Source organism: Aestuariivirga litoralis (genome assembly GCF_015714715.1).
In the GTDB taxonomy this organism is placed as follows: domain Bacteria; phylum Pseudomonadota; class Alphaproteobacteria; order Rhizobiales; family Aestuariivirgaceae; genus Aestuariivirga; species Aestuariivirga litoralis_A.
The window spans coordinates 936665-954561 of sequence record NZ_WAHS01000002.1; the positions used below are offsets into that span (position 1 = coordinate 936665).

Annotated in this window: 14 protein-coding genes; 4 read left to right on the plus strand and 10 right to left on the minus strand. The window is 57.9% G+C overall.

Annotated features, from left to right (window positions below; all coding sequences use genetic code 11):
- Window positions 1-2: 2 nt before the first annotated feature.
- The 6 genes from F8B91_RS16390 to F8B91_RS16415 all read right to left on the minus strand — a co-directional run bounded on the left by F8B91_RS16390 (window position 3) and on the right by F8B91_RS16415 (window position 8998).
- Window positions 3-3203, minus strand: coding sequence for a toll/interleukin-1 receptor domain-containing protein (locus tag F8B91_RS16390; protein ID WP_196504910.1), 3201 nt, complete (start codon window positions 3201-3203; stop codon window positions 3-5).
- A 5-nt stretch (window positions 3204-3208) separates the two neighbouring features.
- Window positions 3209-4423 (minus strand): hypothetical protein, encoded by a 1215-nt coding sequence (locus F8B91_RS16395; protein WP_196504911.1) that lies wholly within the window; start codon window positions 4421-4423, stop codon window positions 3209-3211.
- Window positions 4417-5121, minus strand: coding sequence for a vWA domain-containing protein (locus tag F8B91_RS16400; RefSeq protein WP_196504912.1), 705 nt, complete (start codon window positions 5119-5121; stop codon window positions 4417-4419). Before F8B91_RS16400 ends, F8B91_RS16395 begins: the two co-directional genes overlap by 7 nt.
- Before the next feature lies 1 nt (window position 5122).
- Window positions 5123-6625 (minus strand): PrsW family glutamic-type intramembrane protease, encoded by a 1503-nt coding sequence (locus F8B91_RS16405; RefSeq protein ID WP_196504913.1) that lies wholly within the window; start codon window positions 6623-6625, stop codon window positions 5123-5125.
- Between the two features lie 163 nt (window positions 6626-6788).
- A complete protein-coding gene (locus F8B91_RS16410) occupies window positions 6789-7658 on the minus strand; it encodes a PP2C family serine/threonine-protein phosphatase (protein WP_196504914.1) in 870 nt (289 codons plus the stop codon).
- Window positions 7655-8998 carry a protein kinase domain-containing protein gene (locus F8B91_RS16415; protein WP_196504915.1) on the minus strand — a complete coding sequence of 448 codons (1344 nt, stop codon included), beginning with the start codon at window positions 8996-8998 and terminating at the stop codon, window positions 7655-7657. Before F8B91_RS16415 ends, F8B91_RS16410 begins: the two co-directional genes overlap by 4 nt.
- Before the next feature lie 94 nt (window positions 8999-9092).
- Here F8B91_RS16415 and F8B91_RS16420 point away from each other — a divergent pair, with 94 nt between their 5' ends.
- Window positions 9093-11024 (plus strand): hypothetical protein, encoded by a 1932-nt coding sequence (locus F8B91_RS16420; RefSeq protein ID WP_196504916.1) that lies wholly within the window; start codon window positions 9093-9095, stop codon window positions 11022-11024.
- Here the strand turns inward: F8B91_RS16420 and F8B91_RS16425 are convergent.
- The 4 genes from F8B91_RS16425 to F8B91_RS16440 all read right to left on the minus strand — a co-directional run bounded on the left by F8B91_RS16425 (window position 11008) and on the right by F8B91_RS16440 (window position 14063).
- Window positions 11008-11184 carry a hypothetical protein gene (locus tag F8B91_RS16425; protein ID WP_196504917.1) on the minus strand — a complete coding sequence of 59 codons (177 nt, stop codon included), beginning with the start codon at window positions 11182-11184 and terminating at the stop codon, window positions 11008-11010. The genes F8B91_RS16420 and F8B91_RS16425 overlap by 17 nt on opposite strands.
- A complete protein-coding gene (locus tag F8B91_RS16430; RefSeq protein ID WP_196504918.1) occupies window positions 11172-11357 on the minus strand; it encodes a hypothetical protein in 186 nt (61 codons plus the stop codon). The genes F8B91_RS16425 and F8B91_RS16430 overlap by 13 nt, the downstream gene beginning before the upstream one ends.
- 73 nt (window positions 11358-11430) lie before the next feature.
- Complete coding sequence (locus tag F8B91_RS16435) at window positions 11431-11841, minus strand: response regulator (protein ID WP_196504919.1); 411 nt, start codon at window positions 11839-11841, stop codon at window positions 11431-11433.
- On the minus strand, window positions 11823-14063 hold the full coding sequence (locus tag F8B91_RS16440; RefSeq protein ID WP_196504920.1) for a PAS domain S-box protein: 2241 nt from the start codon (window positions 14061-14063) through the stop codon (window positions 11823-11825). The genes F8B91_RS16435 and F8B91_RS16440 overlap by 19 nt, the downstream gene beginning before the upstream one ends.
- 376 nt (window positions 14064-14439) lie before the next feature.
- On the opposite strand from F8B91_RS16440, the gene F8B91_RS16445 reads away from it, so the two are divergent.
- The 3 genes from F8B91_RS16445 to F8B91_RS16455 all read left to right on the plus strand — a co-directional run bounded on the left by F8B91_RS16445 (window position 14440) and on the right by F8B91_RS16455 (window position 17889).
- Window positions 14440-15546: an ROK family protein gene (locus F8B91_RS16445; RefSeq protein WP_246715306.1), complete on the plus strand. Its 1107-nt coding sequence runs from the start codon at window positions 14440-14442 to the stop codon at window positions 15544-15546.
- 107 nt (window positions 15547-15653) lie between these two features.
- A complete protein-coding gene (locus F8B91_RS16450; RefSeq protein WP_348641812.1) occupies window positions 15654-16808 on the plus strand; it encodes a M20 family metallopeptidase in 1155 nt (384 codons plus the stop codon).
- 22 nt (window positions 16809-16830) lie between these two features.
- Window positions 16831-17889 carry a substrate-binding domain-containing protein gene (locus tag F8B91_RS16455; RefSeq protein ID WP_196504923.1) on the plus strand — a complete coding sequence of 353 codons (1059 nt, stop codon included), beginning with the start codon at window positions 16831-16833 and terminating at the stop codon, window positions 17887-17889.
- Window positions 17890-17897 lie beyond the last annotated feature (8 nt).

The following is a 17897-nucleotide window of genomic DNA, read 5'->3' on the forward strand; positions in this document are numbered from 1 at the left end:
CCCTACTCCAGGAAATAGGCGCGGCGCTGCGCCGGCGTCAGTCTATCCGGATATTCGCGCGCCAGATAGGCAATGAAATCTTCGTCCTTTTCAAAAACCGGATTGACCACCACATGCCCCGTCTCGCTGATGGTCAGATAGCCATGGCCATCCGGCAGGGCGTAGATCTTCGGCTTGTAAGCTTCATTCAGGCTGATATCGGCCAGCTGCTCGCCGGTGGCTATTCTGTAAACCTGCAGCACTTCGGTCTTTCTGAATTCATGCACGGCCAGCAGCGCGCCATTCGCCGAATAGATCATCTCGCTGATCTGCGCATCGCGCGGCACCGGAAGTTCGGTCATCTTGCTGGTTGCCACATCCAGAAGCTTGATCATGCCGAAGGGCAGTGCGATGGCCAGCTGTTTGCCATCAGGAGAAAAGGCCATGGCTGTCGTATCGAAGGATTTGACCACATGCTTGGTGCCAGTGCTCACCGAGGCAAGTTCCTTGGGGTCAAGCTTGGCGGCCTTGACAGCATCCATCAGGCGGCCGCCCGAAAGGTCAAGCTGCAGGTCCAATTTGGCCAGCACATTTCCTTCCGGCATCTGCAGCAGTTCCAGCTTGTGATCATCGGTGGCAATGGCAAGGCGCGTTCCGTCACGTGAAATGGAAATATAAGTGAAGGCCGCAGGCATGGCCTTGCGGTCCAACATCATCTTGCCGTCGGAGATACGCTTCACTTTCACTGCGCCCTCACTGGTGGCGCATATGGCAAAATTGTTCATGGCCCCAGACAAGGGGCAGGGTGCCATATCTGGTAGCGGCGTGAGCTTGAGCTTGCTGGGGTCACTGGCATCCAGCATTTCAGGCACGCCCGATTTGGCGGCGATGAAAGCCTGTGTGGGTGAAACGGCGGTCATCGCGCGCATCGGCGGCGCATCGATCTCGCCGGCCGGTGCCGCCGTGCCGGTGGCATCAGTATAGACCCGAAGCTTCTGGCTGGCCGTCACCATCGCGGTCGCATTGTCGCTCAGTGCGGCGACAAAAGGAATATCCTCGCCCTTGATGGGGTCCTTCACCAAGGTGGATTTGCCGGTTTTGATATCCCAGCGATTGATCGCGTTTCCGGTATAGGACGCCACTGCAAGATTCTTTTCCGGCAGGAAATCCGAAGACTGGAAAGGCGAGGCCATTTTGAAATCAACGCCATTGATGATCAGTGGCACATTGTAGTCCGCCGCCGATGCCACCAGCTTGTACGACCAACGCGTCACCGAGGGCTTCTCGGATATGGAAAGAAAACCACTATCATCCGGCAGCGGATCAAGCCCGGTGATCGCCGCGCCATCGGTGGTCATGAAAGATGTATGTGAGATCCCCAGCAGCGGCGAAATCCACTTGATTGATCCGCTGCCGCCATAGATCATATATTCGCCATTGCCGGTGCCACCCAGAAATTGCCCGCCAGAGGGAAAGAAGTCAGTGGCCACATGGCTGGTGCGCTCGCCCGCTTTGAGGTCAAAGAAATCCACGCCATTGAGGCCCATCAGCGCCAGCGTATTCCAGCGCGATGACACATCGAGTTTCTTGGCGCCCCAGGCGATGCGGGAAAAGCCGCGCTTCAGAGTCCAACTGGCCGCATCAATTTCGAGGATGCGCCCATCAAGCTGCTCTTGTGCCGCCGCCACATACACAGTCGCCTTGTCCTGTGAGGTCGCCATGGCATATTCCGCCACATCATCGACAGGCAGGCTGGCCTGATCAGAAAGATCAGCAGGAGAGAGCCGCAGCAGCTTGGCATCCACCACCAGCATCATCAATTCACTGTCGGCATCGAAATAGGCAAAGCCCGGCTTCTTGTTGACGGGCGTGAAATTGCGCGTGGCAATCTCGGTGCCCTTGGCCACGTCAAATAGATGAAGGTGCAAGTTCTCCGCATCAGCCACGACGAGCAGGCTGCCGCCCTTGATGAAATGGGTATTCGTGCCCTTCCCTTCGCCAGCGTGGCGTAGAATCTCGCGATTATCAGTAATGTCGCGCACCATCACCGCGCCATCGGCATTGGTCAGTGCTACGATCTTGTCGCCGGGCGCAATGCTGATGTGGGATGTATCGCCGAAATCCAGCGGCCAGGTCTGAGTGACCGCACCGTCAAATCCATTGCGCAACAGCAGCTGCGTTTTGGTGGTAATGACGATAGTGCCATGCATGGCATCGGAAGAAACGGCGGTCGTGCCCTCCGGCAGAGCAAGACTGCCCCGCTCATGATTGGAATAGATGGCGTTATAGGCGGAGGCGATGGCTTCCTGCACCAGGGGCCGGTCACCACCGTCATTGGCGCCGGGAAGTGCAGCCTGCACCAAGGCCAGCGCGCCGCGGATCGTGCCGTCCTTGACCAGCCCGTCTGCACCCGACGCCAGATAGCGTGACTGCGAAATCAGTGCTGAATTGCGCTGGGCCAGCGCCGTCTGCCGTTCTTTCATCGCCCAAACAGTGAGGCCGGAAAGCGCCACGATCGTCGCCAGTGCAGCAATGGCCAGTGCACGGCGCACGCGTTGACGCGCCTTGGCAAATTCCTGATTGAGGACCGGCAGGTCACCATCGGCAATGTCGTAGATCTTGGCCAGCACCTTGACCACTTGCGCGTCATAGAGGCCCGCCTGGCGCCAGCGGGTGATCGCCGATTGCGAAAAGAACCGCAGATCGATCCAGTCCCAGCGCGCCGAGATTTTCTCCAGTGGTGCCGGAAATTTCTCAATCGGCGCATCAGGGCCCATCACCACCAGAATGCGTGACGGGTCACCATAATATTTGAGGAAGGTCTCAATCTCGCGTTCGCACCAATTGGCCTCGCCGCCCGGCAATGTCTGAAACACCGATGGCGTCTGCAGCAGGATGAGCGTGCGTGACCGGCACAGCGAGGCGGCAATATGCTCATCCCAGAAATCCACATTGGGCTTCTGGTAGGACATATCGAAGAACACCCGGTTCTGCGTGCCGCCCACGCTTTCATCGCGCTTCGATATGGCATCCTTCAGCTCTTTGGGAATCTTGAAGCTGGTGATCTTGCCGCGCAGCCAGCGCGCCAGAGCAAGCCCGTCCTGTCGCCGGTAAGAGAGAAAGCCAAGAAAGCGCTGGCCTTCATCAGCGTGGTCAAGCAGCGTAGCGCTCAGGCCCGCGGCGAGGCGGCGTTTGCGGTCGCGCGCTGAGCCAGCTTCACTCATGACATTCAGTTAAGACGCCCGCAGCCGATATTGGTGGTGCAGACGCCATTTACCACTTCATTGACGCAGAACAACCCGCCTTCGGGCTGGAATTTCTTGGCGCTGCTGCCCGAAGTGAAGACCACGCAAACGGGTGGCACACCTGGATCATTCTGCTCCCACTGAATGTTGGAAATCGACGTGCTGAAATATTTGCCGGTGGATTTGTATTCGCGCACTACCGGAATGGAGCCACTATAAGCCGTTTTCTTGGCCGGATCGGCGAGATCGACGCTGCGGAAGAACCCGCTGCCGGTCTTCAGGTTTGAACCGAGGGCCACATTGACTTCATAGACCGCAATGCGCCCGTCAGAGAGGCGCGAATTGAAATTGAACTTCCAGCTTCCGGGCATATTGTCGGGATGTGTGCCACCTTGAAAAACCGGCCATTGGCTCGGATCTTCAGATGTACTGGTCACCGTCCAGGCCTTGCCATCAGGCTGCACGGGTTCACCGGCCTGCTTTTGCTGCGGTTCGTCAGGCAGTTGTGGCGGCGTGGCGGGCTGATCAGGCTGTGTCGGTTGATCGGGCTGGGTCGGTTCGGTCTTCGGCGCATCACCGCCACCGGTATTTTCAACCACCTGTTCGCGGCGTGACATTTTGTCGATCACGCCAATTACCGTCACTACCGCAATCACCGCCGCACAGGCCAGCATGAAAATGCGCGTTGAATTCATCGGCGCGCGCGCAACAGGTGCCGCCGCATAGGGTGCTGCAGCCGGAGCCATGGCAATGCCGGCGGGCGTATTGGCACTGGGTGCCATGGCGAGGGGTGCTGCCCCCACCACTTCGCTGCCCCATGTCAGATCATCGGCGGGCGCGGGAGAAGACGCGCTGGCCTTTGCCACGCTGCCATAGAGGCCAGCACTCCAGGCCTCCGCCGCCCATCTCGCCATGTCGGCTTGCAAGCCAGTGTTGGATACCAGCGCATTCACCTGCTGGTCGATCATCATCCGCGAAGGTGCTGCACCGTTGTCGGCAAAGGCTTGCGATGTGCCCTGGTCATGCGCGGCCATCAGCAATTTCACGCCGCGCACTTCCGCCGGCACGTAATCGCGCAGCAACCCTAAAAGTTTACGCCGGTCATCCAGCAGCTTGGTGCCGTGCGCCTTGATCAGCTTGGCAATCACCTTGCCGATGTCACCAACCGCCGGCAATTGGTCGCCGTCCTTGCTCACCATACCAATTCCCCACCGTCTTTTTCTTCACCGGCAGCACTCTTCGCCATTTCCTGTGCGCCATCGGAAACAGTCATCGAAGCGGCTTTGAGCGGCACCGATGCGGCCCATTTGATCCTGTTCACCAGTGTCTCGGCATTATTGGCCTGCAAGGGCTTGACGCCAGAATTGCCCATGAAGTTCTGCAGCGTGGGCATGTCTGCATCCGAACCGATGGCAATCGCAACGCGCACCGCGGCCTTGCCATAATCGGAGGCTTCGAGGGCCACGAGGCCTGCATCCACATCATCAGTCGGCAAACCATCCGAGACCAGAACGATCACCGGCGGATTTTGCGCGCCCGTCAGTTTTTTCGGATTCAGAATCTTGGCCAGCATTTCGAGCGATTGGCCCATGGCGCTTTCGCCCTTGGCCTTCAGGTCGGCCCAGGTGAAATCAGCCACCGGCACCGGCGCTTCGATCATCCAGCGCGCCTGGTCGGCAAAGCTGATCACCCGCACCAGAACATCATTCTCCGGATTATCCGCTGCCGCCGCCTGCATGGCAGGAATGGCCGAGCGGATGGCGTAATTGAGCGACGCCATCTTGTCGCCGGTCATCGAGCCGGAGCAATCCACCACGAAGAAGAAATTGATCTGTCTACGCCCGCTCTTCGCGGACGGTGCTTTGGCGGATGCTTTTTTGGCTGCTACTTTCGCCATGTTAAACCGACTGCACCTGGATCACGCATTGGCCGATGGTGATCTTGGTGCCGGGAGACAGCTTCACATTGCGGCCCTTTGGCGCGCTGGCGCTGGAGCCTGAATCGGTCGTGACATCCCAGCTTGCACTCGAAAGATTCTTCAGGCCCAGTTGCGAAGCATCCTTCGGATTGACGGTCACTTCCGCCAGGCATTGCGCCGGAAGGCCCTGGCCCGGAAACAGCTGCGCCAGATCCAGCGTCTGCCCCGCGATGATGCCGAAGCGCGCTGATCCTGCCGCCAAAGCGAATGTCGGCTTGGCTACCGCATTGGGCGCCTGCGCAAGGCCAGCCGGAGCGGGTGCCATTTGCGCCGCAGCTGCAGCCTGTGCCGCAGCTGCACCCGTATTCACCACATTCATCAGACTGGCCAGGCCACCCCAGGCCGTGGCCTTCACTTCTTCCATCTTGAATCCAGCAGTTGCAGATGCCGGAACCGGCTGCGCCCCAACTATGATTGAGTCACTTGGCACGAAATTACCGTTGGTGGCCGTATTCAACTGTTTGGCCTTGAGCAGACACGCGACGAAAATCAGCAATGTGGGAATCGCCGCGGCAAGGTTTGCGTATTGGCCCAGCTTGCCTGCCGTGTCCCACAAGCCATGCAGGAGCGCCACCAGCACCCAGCCCATGGCCAAGAGCTTGATCATCGAACGGGGATACAGGGCGGCAAGGCCAATGAAATAACCGAAGATCGCGGCCCAGCCCATATGGCCGATGACCCCGTTGGTGACCCGCGGGAACAGCAACCAGAAACCGAACGCAAAGCCTGAGCCCTCACCCTCCGACTTCCCTACCAGTTCCACGAATTTGGGAACGTATTCGCCCATGGTTTCATCGAAAATGAAATAGGCGCCTGCAGCGAGGCCGAACAGCATGCCCTCCATGGGCGATTGCACCTTGATATAGTCAAGGTAGCTCTTGGGGGCCGCAACGCCAGTTGCATTGGTTTTGCTGAGGGCGCGCACCGCAAGGAACAGGCCGATCAACGCCGGAATCGCCTTCACGAGTTCCTCCAGCAGGCCAGCCGCAAAGAAATAGTGAAAGAAGGCGGGCAGGAAGGGCTCGTCGTCGACTATTCCGCCAGGCAGGACATTGCGGAAGATGAACGCAAGGTAACTCCAGATCGGCGTGTGGAATTCGATCCACACTACAACGATCGGGAAAACATAAATCAGAAGGCTCTTCTTGACACCGGAATAGGCGTAGCAGGCATAGAGCATGATGAAGAGCAAATAGCTCATGATCACATACATCGACTGATAGTAATCAGTGAGCTTGAAACCCAGCACGCTTGCGATGCCCGTGGCGGCAGCGGGGATCAGGATGCCGCTCTTCCAGACATTGATCTTCTTGGATTTGAAAGGCACCATTTCCGACAGGGTCGGAGCTGCAAAGTCGCGCGGTGTCGGCGGCATTTGCGGCGGCACCTGGTTTCCACCCTTCGGATCATTAGGCATGGACATTGCAAAACCCCACTTTTGAATGCGTCAGCGAAAAGTCAGAGTTGCATGAAGCCGGGCAATTGCACAAGATTCCCGCAGGAAAAATTTTCCAACCCAGTTAACCCGCAAAATCCGTGCTGCAATCGCCATGAAACTAAACCTGTTGCTGTGCAGCAGACCGGACTCATTGCAAGCGCAAAAAGCGCTTCAAATTACCTGCCAAATTTTTGCGGCGGACCAGGCCAACCTGCAATGCGGCGTCCTGATTGGGATCCTTGAACAGCAACACTGTCGTGTCATCGCCCACGCCATGCGCTGATACATCATCAAGCCACGGCACCAGATCCTTGGAGAGCTGGCTCATATCTTGCGTCAAAGCCAGCTCAAGCAAATGGCGCACCGTATCCATGAATTGCGTGCCGCCGGTGAAGGATTTTGAAAGCCCATCGGTGGCGAGTAACACGAAGGCAGGCTTTGCCAGCGGATCGGGTGAGACATGCAGTGCCAGCCTGAAATGACTTTCCGCATCATCCTGGCACAGCGAATAAGTCTGCTGCCCTTCAAGGCCCTCATCATCCGGCAGGGGCTTGCCCAGCTTGCCGTCAGCACTTGCCGCAACCAGATCGCCATCTCCGACCTGAGCATAAAAGGCAAAGCCGGGTCCGATGCAGAAGCTCAAGCAAGTTGCACCATAAGGAATGAAAATGTCGCCTTTCGCCAGTGGCTCTTTCTTCACATCTGCCCGCACCAGCTTGCGCCACTGCGCAACGAGCTCTTGCGGAAATGTCTTGAACGTAGCTTCAAACTTCTGCCGGTCTTTAACATCCAGCTGGTCCTTCGCAGTCAAAGCGGCAAAGGCCAGACGCGCCGCCTCCACGGCAAAGCGTGAACCGCGGTCACTGCGGAAATGTGGTGTAGCCCCGTGGCCATCCGACACGGTAAGCACCTGCCATGCGCCAACTGGCGCAGCGCCATGGAAATCCTGATTGGGTTGCTGCCGCAGCTTGTGGGCCGCACCCTGCACGCTGGCGCCAGCGATGAGCGCCTTGCTCATGAGGCCTTGCCCGCCACATTGGAAATCACCCCATGCACCTGCCCGAAGCCGATATTGAGCCCATCGAGAATGCGCACCGTCTTGCCGGGTGCCACAGAGAAATTCTTCCCGTCTAGTCCGCGCACATCCCAACTGGCAGTATTCATGTTCTGCAAGCCGATCATTGTCGGGTCTTTCGGATTGCTCTGCACGCTGGCAATCACTTGCGCCGCGGGGTCCACATAGCCCGCTGCCATTTGATATTCGAGAATCTTGCGGCGCAGTTTCAGCAGCAGCGGGTCGCGCCGCGCAGTGAGAAGCGGCGGCAAAGCCATCACCGTCTGGCACACCACGCAATGCGAACCGCTTTCCAGCAGCTTCAAGTCAGCGCCATGTTCAAAGCCGCATTTGGGACAGGCCACCACCGCTTCGCCCAATTGATCCAGCGCGCTGCGCCATTCGCTTTCCAGCGGGCGTGATTGCGGCTGCATCAATCCGGTGGTGAAGACGCGGATGAACAATTGTTTCAACACTTCAGGCATCGCCTTCCAGCGCGCCATGATCCAGTCATGCGTGCCAGTAACGGGTCCGTTGGAGGAATCCTTGGGATCAAACACAAAGCGCGGCTGCGTGCCATAAAGCGCCATCTCGGCGGCAGGTGTCATCATCGCAATGCTGGCCTCGGCCTTTCCGTCCAGGGGGTGCCAGTTCAAGATCATGTAGAAGAACAAAACCGCCATCGAATAGAGATCGGTCTTGGTGGAGGGCAGCGCCTCGCGCCGCAGCACTTCCGGCGCCATGAATTTGCGCGTGCCATAAACCCCGCCCAGCTCACCATCGACAGAAATATTATCGGCATCACAAATCTGGATGCTGCCACGCTCTGGCTCAAGAAAGAACCCGCCGAGATTGATGTCCTGGTAGCAATAGCCAGTGGCATGCAGCTTCTGGAAACTGGTGGCGATGTTGAGGCAGGCCGCCACCCGCGCCGTGAGGCTGGGATTGATCCGCTCCTTGCCGTTTTCGAACATCAGCTTGAGGGGTCGCCGGTCCGGGCTGATCAGCGGCATGATATAGCCAAAACTACCGGAGCCATCGACCTCAGCCAGATCCATCGGCCACACAAAGCTGCCATCAGGCGCGCCTTGTTGCACCATGCGGGTGATGCGCTGGCGCAAATTCACATCTGCGACCGCCACGTGGGGATGATACCATTTCAGCGCCAGCTTGCGGCCATCAAGGTCAGCTTCATAAACGCTGCCCTGACCGCCGCTTCCCACCACCTGGCCAATAAAACCGCTGCCACCGGATTTAAGGCGAAACGCCTGCCCGCGCGCAAAGCTGCCTGCTTTTGAGTTCATTCTTGCAGCCTGTGATCAACCTGATTGCGCCAGCATCCCATACGATTATATGTAAAATCAACAAATTCAGCCTAGCCCGTCAAGAGTGCACTCCATGCCATCTGCCGCAACCCCTGCCCACATGCCCCTGCCGCGCCTGGCAATTAATATCGGCATTTCCGGCCACCGGCCCAACAAACTGGACAAGGCGGGACACAATCTGGTCGCCCAGAAATTTTCGGACCTCGCTGCCATGATTGATGCGGAAGTGCGTACCATTACAAAGGGTGACGAAGGCCGCTTCTATGACGGTGCGGCCCCATTGATCCGCATGGTCACTGGTCTTGCCGAAGGTTCTGACCGTTTGGTCCTCGCCCATATGCCAGAGAGCTGGCAGTTCGAAGCTGTTCTGCCATTACCGCGCGAGGACTATGCGAAAGATTTCAAAGGTGCAGCACGCACTGAATTCACCGCACTTTTGAAGAAGGCCGTATCCGTCACCGAACTTTCCTCAGGCGGGCGCGAACGCAACGAATCCTATGCCGCACAGGGTGAGTTCCTGATCCGTCAGGTGGATCTTCTGGTGGCGATCTGGGACGGCAAGCAGGCCGATGGCAAGGGTGGCACTGGCGAAATTGTCAGCAAGGCGCTCGACGCCGGCGTCGCTGTGATCTGGATCAACCCGAAACCGGGTGAAGCGCCGCAACTTCTGTCGCGCGTCGATGGAGCGCATAAAGGCGTAGCACTCGGGCAGGCTGAATTGCGTAACGTGCTGCACCACATTCTCGCTGCGCCCAGCCATCACGCGCCCGCTGGTCACGACGAACACCACGCGCCCGCAACACCTTCCCCTACCAGCTTTCTCAGCAAGTCCTGGCCCAGCGCTCTCTATCTGCCCTTCGCCTACACGCTGCTGCGCGCGCTAAGTGGTGCCGGAAAATTCGCACTGCCTGTCCGATACAGCAGCTTGGCCGAACTGCTGGGTTCCTGGTCACCCTTCTTTAATGCGGTGAAACCCGCAGATAACCAGTTGTCGAAAGATTTGACTTCTGGCCTTCTGCCACGCTCCATCTGGGCCGATGCATTGGCCTGGTATTACGGCCAGCTGTACCGCAGCGCCTATGTCAGCATTTTCATTCTGGCTTCCATCTCAGTGCCCATCGGCCTGTGCTATCTGTTCTTCCTGTCATCGCCGGAAGTGCTCAGCATCAAGGCCGCCTTCGTGGTGATTGAACTGTTGATCATCTCCACCGTGATCATCGTGGTCCGCCGCGGCGTGCGTGCCAACTGGCATGGCGCCTGGCTGCAGACACGAAAACTCTCTGAGCTGCTGCGCCTCGGCCGCAATCTCGCTTATGTCGGATCATCGCGCAGCTTTGTTCTGCCGCCCGGGCCGCATGAAAATGAGGATTTGGCCAATTGGTATGTGCGCGCCACCTTCCGTGAAACCGGCTTGCCGCATGCGGTGCTCGGTGCGGATTATCTGAAGATCGTTCTGTCCGGCGTGAATGAAACTGAAATCATCCAGCAGCGCGCCTATCACAAATTCAATGCGGCAAATCTGCACAAGATCCACCATTTTCTACATCGCGGCGGCGATCTCTGTTTCATGGCCACTATCGGCTTCTTGCTGTTTTATCTCGCTATCTGGGGCATTGATTCCATACCCTTCATTTCCGCTGCCATGGCAGAAACCCATGAAGCCGCGGGCGAGGCTCATGCCGAAGGCGGCCTCATTCACGAAGCGCTGGAATATGTGATCAAGCCCATCGTCTCGATTGCAGCAGCAGGCCTTCCCGCAATGGGTGCAGGCCTCACCGGTATTCGTGAGCAGGGTGATTTTGAGGGCTTCGCCGCGCGCAGCAGCGCCACCTATCAACAGCTGTCAGGGATTGAAACCAGGATCAGCAAGGCGCTTCAGGAGCCGGAACGCTTGGACCTTTCAAAGGCGCAATCCATTCTGCTCGCCGCCACCGAAGTGATGGCCAAGGATGTGACCGCCTGGCACCAGCAGTTTTCAGCGAAGCGCCTCAGCCTTCCGGCGTGAGTCTGCCTTGAGCCGGCATCTCTACGATTTCGACAGCCACATGGCCTTCATTGCGTAAGCGCTGGGCGATGTCTTCAGCCGCCTCGCGCGTATCCGCCTCAAGCGTCAGGGTCGCTCCGCTTTTTTCGATTACCCGGATTTCAAAGATCAATGCGGCCATTTTGCATTTCCCATCCGGGTCACCGGGCGATGGTTGATGATCGTCACATCACGATAGCCATCCAAAGCCAGGCGGTCTGCCGCTTCTTCAGCCTGCTTGCGCACGTCTGCCTCAAACGTGGCCTTTTCGCCATTCTTGTCGAGTGCCGTCACCTCAAAGTTGACTTGTGCCATGGGACCTCCCTGCATTTTCGGATTCAGAAAATGCAAGTCACACCAAGGCGAACTGTTCCACCCGACTGAAATTTTAGGTGAGAAGGGCCCGCAAGGTGCTGATCACCTTGTGCGGGCTGTAAGGCTTTGGAAGAAAAACGCTTCCCAGCGGCAGTTCCAGATCCTTGAACCGGTTGATGCCGGAGGTCACCACCAACTTCACCGGCGGCCATCTGTCCTTGACGAAATGCGAAAGCTTCATGCCATCCATCGATCCCGGCATGTTCACATCGGTGAACACCGCCATGATGTTGGCGTGCCGTTCGAGCAGCGCAATCGCTGCATCGGCATGCGAGGCCTCATAGACCACAAATCCGGCCGAGCGGAGCTCTTCCGCAATGTCCCACAGGATCAATGCTTCATCTTCCACCACCAGCACGGCTGGCCCCTGATCGGAACCTGAATGCTTTGTTTCTGCAGAGAAACTCACTGTGACATAACCCATGGTGCTTCTAGAACACACGAGACGCCCTTTGGTTCATAGCGCAATTCGAAGTTTCCGCCGAAATCGGCACCGAGCACTTTTTCAATCAGCACGCTTCCGAAACCCCTCTTGTCCGGCACGACCACTTGCGGGCCATCCACTTCCTGCCACGCCCATCTTAGGCTGGGTTGGCCGGTTTCGCGATCATATTTCAGGTCCCAGTTAATACTGACCCTGCCTTGGCTGGATGACAAGGCCCCGTATTTGACAGCATTGGTCCCCAATTCATTGACCAGAAGGCCCATGGCAATCGCCATTTTCGGGGTAATCGGCAGCGGCGGGCCAGAAATCGAAAAGCGTTCCCGTTCAAAGGGTTCAATGCCCTTTTGTACCACGTCCAGCAGCGATGTATCGCTCCAGCGCGCCTGGTTCAGAATGTCGTGCACCGCCCCCAGCGCCTCAAGCCGCGATTTGAAAGCCTTGCGCGCCGTATCCAGATCAGTGTCGCGCATGGTGCGGGTGGCGATGGAGCCCACCATGGCCAGGATATTCTTGATTCGGTGTTCCAGCTCATGCGCCAGGGTGCTCATCCGCCCCTCGGCTTCCTTGCGCTCGGTAATGTCCTGCATCACGCCAAACATCGTCACCGGCTTGCCATCATCGAACACGAATTCGACACTGCGTGACACCCAGCGCATCTTCGTCTCGCCCGGGCGCCTGATGCGGTATTCAACATGCGGCACGGCGGTGCCGGCTCGTCGGGTCTCTGGGTTGGAGCGGATATGCGCATCTTCCGGCACCACAAGCGCCTCCAGCACGCTGATGTGATGGCTGGGCTGCACCGGCAGGCCCCAGATTTTCCAGAGCTGCTCTGACCCCATCACCGTGCCGGTTTCAATATCCAGCTCCAGCGAGCCGATGCCCGCGGCATTCTGCGATTGCTTGAACCTTGTTTCACTCTTTAACAATTGCTGAGAAATGGTTTTCTGATCGTCGATATCGGTATTGGTGCCCACCCATTGCAGCACATTGCCCTCTGCATCCTGGATCGGCACAGCCCGCGCAATATACCAGCGATAGGCACCGTCACGCCGCAGCAGCCTGAACTCGGTTTCGTAAGGGGTCCGGTTTTCATTGGCCTCGCGCCACCGCCCGGCCGCCTCGGCCAAGTCTTCGGGATGAACGAGGCTGGCCCATTTGTCCCCGTCGAGTTCACCGGGGAACGAACCTGAATATTCATAAACGCGCGGATTGAACCAATCGAGAAGCCCGTCTGGACCCGCTGTCCAAACGTGATTGGGCAATGCTTCAGCCAGGGTGCGGAAACGGTCAGCATTTTGCTTCGAAGCTTGCTCGGCCGCCACCCGCTCGGTCACATCCACGCCCTGCGCCAGAATGCCGATCACCTCGCCATCCGGATTGCGGATCGGATGGTAGATCAGATCGATGACGCGTTCTTCTTTCTCGGCCTGTGGCCGTTGCAGATCAACTTTGAGACCCAGGCCCACAAAGGGTTCGCCGGTTTTGTAAACCTGATCCAGAAGTTCAAAGAAGCCTTGGCCTTCCAGATCCGGAAACGCCTCCCGCACTGTTTGACCGATCAGATCCCGCTGCCCGACCAATTGCCGGTAGCCCGCATTGGCAAGTTCGAAAATATGGCTGGGCCCGTGCAGCATGGCCATGAATCCTGGCGACTGCTCGAACATCTGGATCTGGCGTTCGCGTTCGCTCCTGTGCCACCGCTCAGCCATCATCTTGCCGGTGGTTTCTACCACGATGGCCATCACGCCAGCGGGCTTACCGGATTCATCGAGCACCGGAGAATAGTCCAGATTCATCCAGGCCTTTCGTGATCGTCCATCACGGTTGAGGTCCAGCGCCTGATCCTCGAATGACAAGGTGCCGCCCTGATGCAGCACCACATCCATAACATGCGCATTGAATTCGGCCACTTCGGGCCAGCCTTCCAGCACCTTGGAGCCCAGAAGCTGCGGGTGGCGCGAGCCGGCAAACACCGCATAGGCATCATTATAGATCATCCTGCCCTGCGGCCCCCACAGCAGAACCATGGCGACGGGTGAGCGCAGCATGAAGGCTACGATGGTCTTGAGCGGCAGCCCCCATTGTTCAATGGGGCCCAGGGCAGAACGGGACCAGTCAAACCGGGCGATGCGGTCGGCCATTTCGCCGCCACCTGCCAGAAAGGCATGGCGGGGCAAGGTTTCCATCAGGCCATCACCCACGATTTTCCCTCTCCCAGCTCAAAGGCTTGTTTCCCTGAGACAAGATAGCAAAACGTACGCGCGCAAAAATTGTTCCGCTGCTGTAGAAATTATTGATGAGGGTTGAATGGTGGCTCTGGTCGAGATCGAAGTGACGAACTCTCGTTGGATTTGGCGTAGAGTCAGTGCGGCAGATACACTTGCCCCCTTAGAACCAAGATTCTGTTTGACAAAGGTGTCGCTAACCTATTAGTTCGGTAACAGAACGAACAAATAGGTTAGCATGACTGAGAACGACCAAAGCAATCTCTCTCGGCAAATGTCCTTGTTTCAAGCGATGCAAGCGATCATCCATTGCGGACCGATTTCAAGGGCCTCGATCGCCAAGCAGACTGGAATGTCAAAGCAGACCGCTTCGGAGGTGGTAAAGCTGCTGTGTGACGGCGGGTGGGTACGTGAAACCGGTCGGACCAGTGGCCATGTCGGCCGTACCGCCACGACTTATGAACTCGTCCCTGAAAGCGCTCTCGTGGTCGCTGTCGATCTGGGTGGCACCAAGCTCCGCGCAGCAATTGTAGATCTTGCGGGCAATGTATTGGCGGAGCAGGTCGAGCCAACCCATCCAAAGGGCGGCGCTGCCGTGGCCAAGCAGATCGGCGCTCTCTCCCGAGCCGCAGCCGAGAGCAAACGGCTAAGTTTTGACTTGGTGAAGATCGCAGTCATCGGCTGCCCCGGTGTACCGGATCAGTCAACGGGTGCGGTGCGCTATGCGCCAAACATTGCTGAAATCGGCGATATCGATTTTGCCGCTGAGGTCTCGAAAGCCTTGGGTGTTCCTTGCAAGCTGGAGAATGACGTCAATCTAGCGGTTCTCGGCGAACACTGGGTTGGCGCGGGGCAGGGCAATGATCATCTTGCATTCATTTCGCTGGGCACGGGTATTGGTGCCGGCCTCATCGTCAACGGCGAACTGTTGCGGGGTGCAGGTGGCTTTGCCGGTGAGCTTGGCTATTTGCCCTTTGGCTCTGATCCCTTTGAGCCGGAATCCTTGCGTGTGGGTGCCTTCGAGCGGGTGGCAGCCACCCATGGCATTAGGTCTGCCTACGAGAGGCTGACTGGCAGTGAGGCCGATGTTCCTGCCATTTTCTTGAGGCTGCGCGAAGGTGATGTGCAAGCCCGGGAGGTAATTGAAAAGACGGCCGCTTATATCGCCCGCGCAGTTGCGTCGATTTCGGTGGTCGCCAATCCGGGACTAGTGCTGCTTGGAGGCTCAATCGGCGTGCAGCCGGAATTGCTGGAGGCTACCCGACGCTACGTGGCGCAATGCTTCCCCTTCCCAGTTCGCATTGAAGCAAGTGAATTGGGAAATCACGCGGCCCTTGCTGGCGCCGCCGCGATTGGCCTCAGCGATCTTCACACGGCACTTTTTGCCAAATCCATCCCCGGTGCGGCGGTAAGCCTCCCGGTGCCAAAGAGTGCGCTCACCCGGAAAGCGGCAGAATGAGCAACCCCGGAAAAGCCCTTTCGCCCGATCTGCTGCACCGACTGCAGTTGGCCCTTGATCCTGCGCGCGCGACGGCTCTTCTGGCCAAGACGGTGCAGGCCGCCAGCGTGACCGGCGACGAACGGCTGATGGCCGACGTGCTAAAGCCTGAAATGCAGCGCCTGGACCTCGCGCCGAGGTGCGAAGATTTTCTGCCCGGTCGACCGAATGTCTACGGCGCGCGCATGGGCAACGGCCCTCACCTCACTTTCATCGGCCACACGGATGTTGTCCATGCCCGGACCTGGGCCACGGCCTGGGAGGGCAAGGCACAAGAAGACCCATTTGGCGCAACAATCATCGACGGCGAACTTTGGGGGCGGGGCGCTGCCGATCTCAAAGCAGGAATTTGCACGACGTTGATGGCGCTGGATGTGATCGACCGCGCCGGAATCAAATTGGAGGGCTCGCTTTCCTATGCCTTCGTCGGCGATGAAGAAAGCGGCGAGCCGGACACCGGTGTCAGTGCTGGGATCAAAACCTATGTAAGGCAGGTCCAAGCCGGCATGATGCCGAAACCCGATTTCTGCATCTATACCGAACCGACCAAGCTGGCGATCTATCCGGTACAGATGGGTTTCTTCATTGCCGACATCACGATTACTGGAAGGTCGGCCTATTTTGGCAAACCGGAGCTTGGTGTCGACGCGTTAAAGGCAGCACATAGGGTTCTGACCGCCATCTGGAAGCATTCGGACGAAGTGAGCGCGCGTGCCAGCCATCCTTTGCTGGGACCGGGGTTTGCATTGGTGACGGATTTGAAGGCGGGAGGCCTTATCGCCGTTCCAGGCGAAGCAAAGATTTCGCTCATCCGAAAATTGCTTCCGGGCGAAACCATCGATGGCGCGATCAAAGAATTGGAATCAGCAATCCACGGCGTTGTTCCAAAGAATATAGGCCTTTCGATTTTATATCCTGCGGGACGCGATCATGCACGTGGCGGTTCGCCTGCAGGCATCGACGGGGAACGCCAAGAGATCAGGTTGCTGGCACAGTGCATTGGAGCGGTGAAACCAGGGTCGGGCCGGATTGAAGGTGCCCCCTTCTGGTCTGAAATGCCCTTCATCACCGAACAGCTAAAAGCCCCTGCCGTATATTTCGCACCCGGCGACATTTCGATTTGCCACACCAATGAAGAGCGCGTCCCATTGAAGGATTATCACGACGCTATCGTTGGTCTGGCTGCATTCATCGTGAGCTACTGCAACCCCGTCACGATTTGACGGATAAAAAGGGAGAAGGACTATGAAGCATCAACTAATCACAAATCTTGCATTCACTGTGTCAGTTTGGGCGCTATTGGCAGGTGCCGCCGCAGCAGATACTGTGGGTCCGTCTGGTGAGGCCGCAACGCCGACGTCAAAAATCACGGTGGATGACAGCCAGACCGCTACACTGAAATCCAAGGGTCTCAAGGCCGCGCTGCTCTGGCATGATCAGTCGGATTTCGTGAACGCTGTGACTGCGGGTGCAAAGGATGAATTCGCCCGCACCGGCATTCAGATTGTCGCTACCACGTCGGCTGGTTTCGATAGCGCCAAACAAGCCTCGGACGTCGAGACCGCTCTCGCTTTGAAGCCAAATATCATCCTCTCTCTGCCGCTGGACCCCGTAGCCTCCGCCGCAGCCTTTAAAAAAGCCAAGGATGCGGGCGTAAAATTGGTGTTCCTTTCCAACTTGCCGAAGGACTACAAACAGCCCGCCGACTACGCAGCCATCGTCACTGATGATCTCTATCAAATGGGCAAGCATGCCGCCGATGCCTTGGCTGCTTCCGTCGGCAAGAAGGGCAAAGTGGGTTACATCTTCCATGATGCGTCCTACTATGTAACCAACCAGCGCGATCAGGCCTTCAAGGATACGATCAAAAAGGACTATCCGGATATGCAGGTGGTGGCTGAGGCCGGCATAAGCGATCCGGCCCGCGCCCAGGAAATTGCCGCCGCCATGCTGCTGAAGAATCCTGATTTGGCTGGTATCTATGTGACCTGGTCAGGTCCGGCCGAAGGCGTGCTCTCCGCCTTGCGTGCGGCCGGCAACAAGACCACCAAGCTGGTAACACTTGATCTATCCGAACCAATTGCTCTCGATATGGTGAAGGGCGGCAACGTAACCGCCATCGTCGCCGATGAAGCTTACGAACTTGGCCGTGCCATGGCTGCGGTCGGTGAACGGGCAGCGCTGGGTGCGGACAATCCTCCCTTTGTCGTCGCGCCGGCGCTGACCGTTACCAAGGACACAGTGGCCGAAGGCTGGCAGAAGTCCCTGCACAAGGATGCGCCAGCCAGCTTGCTCGCAAAGTAAGATAGAGG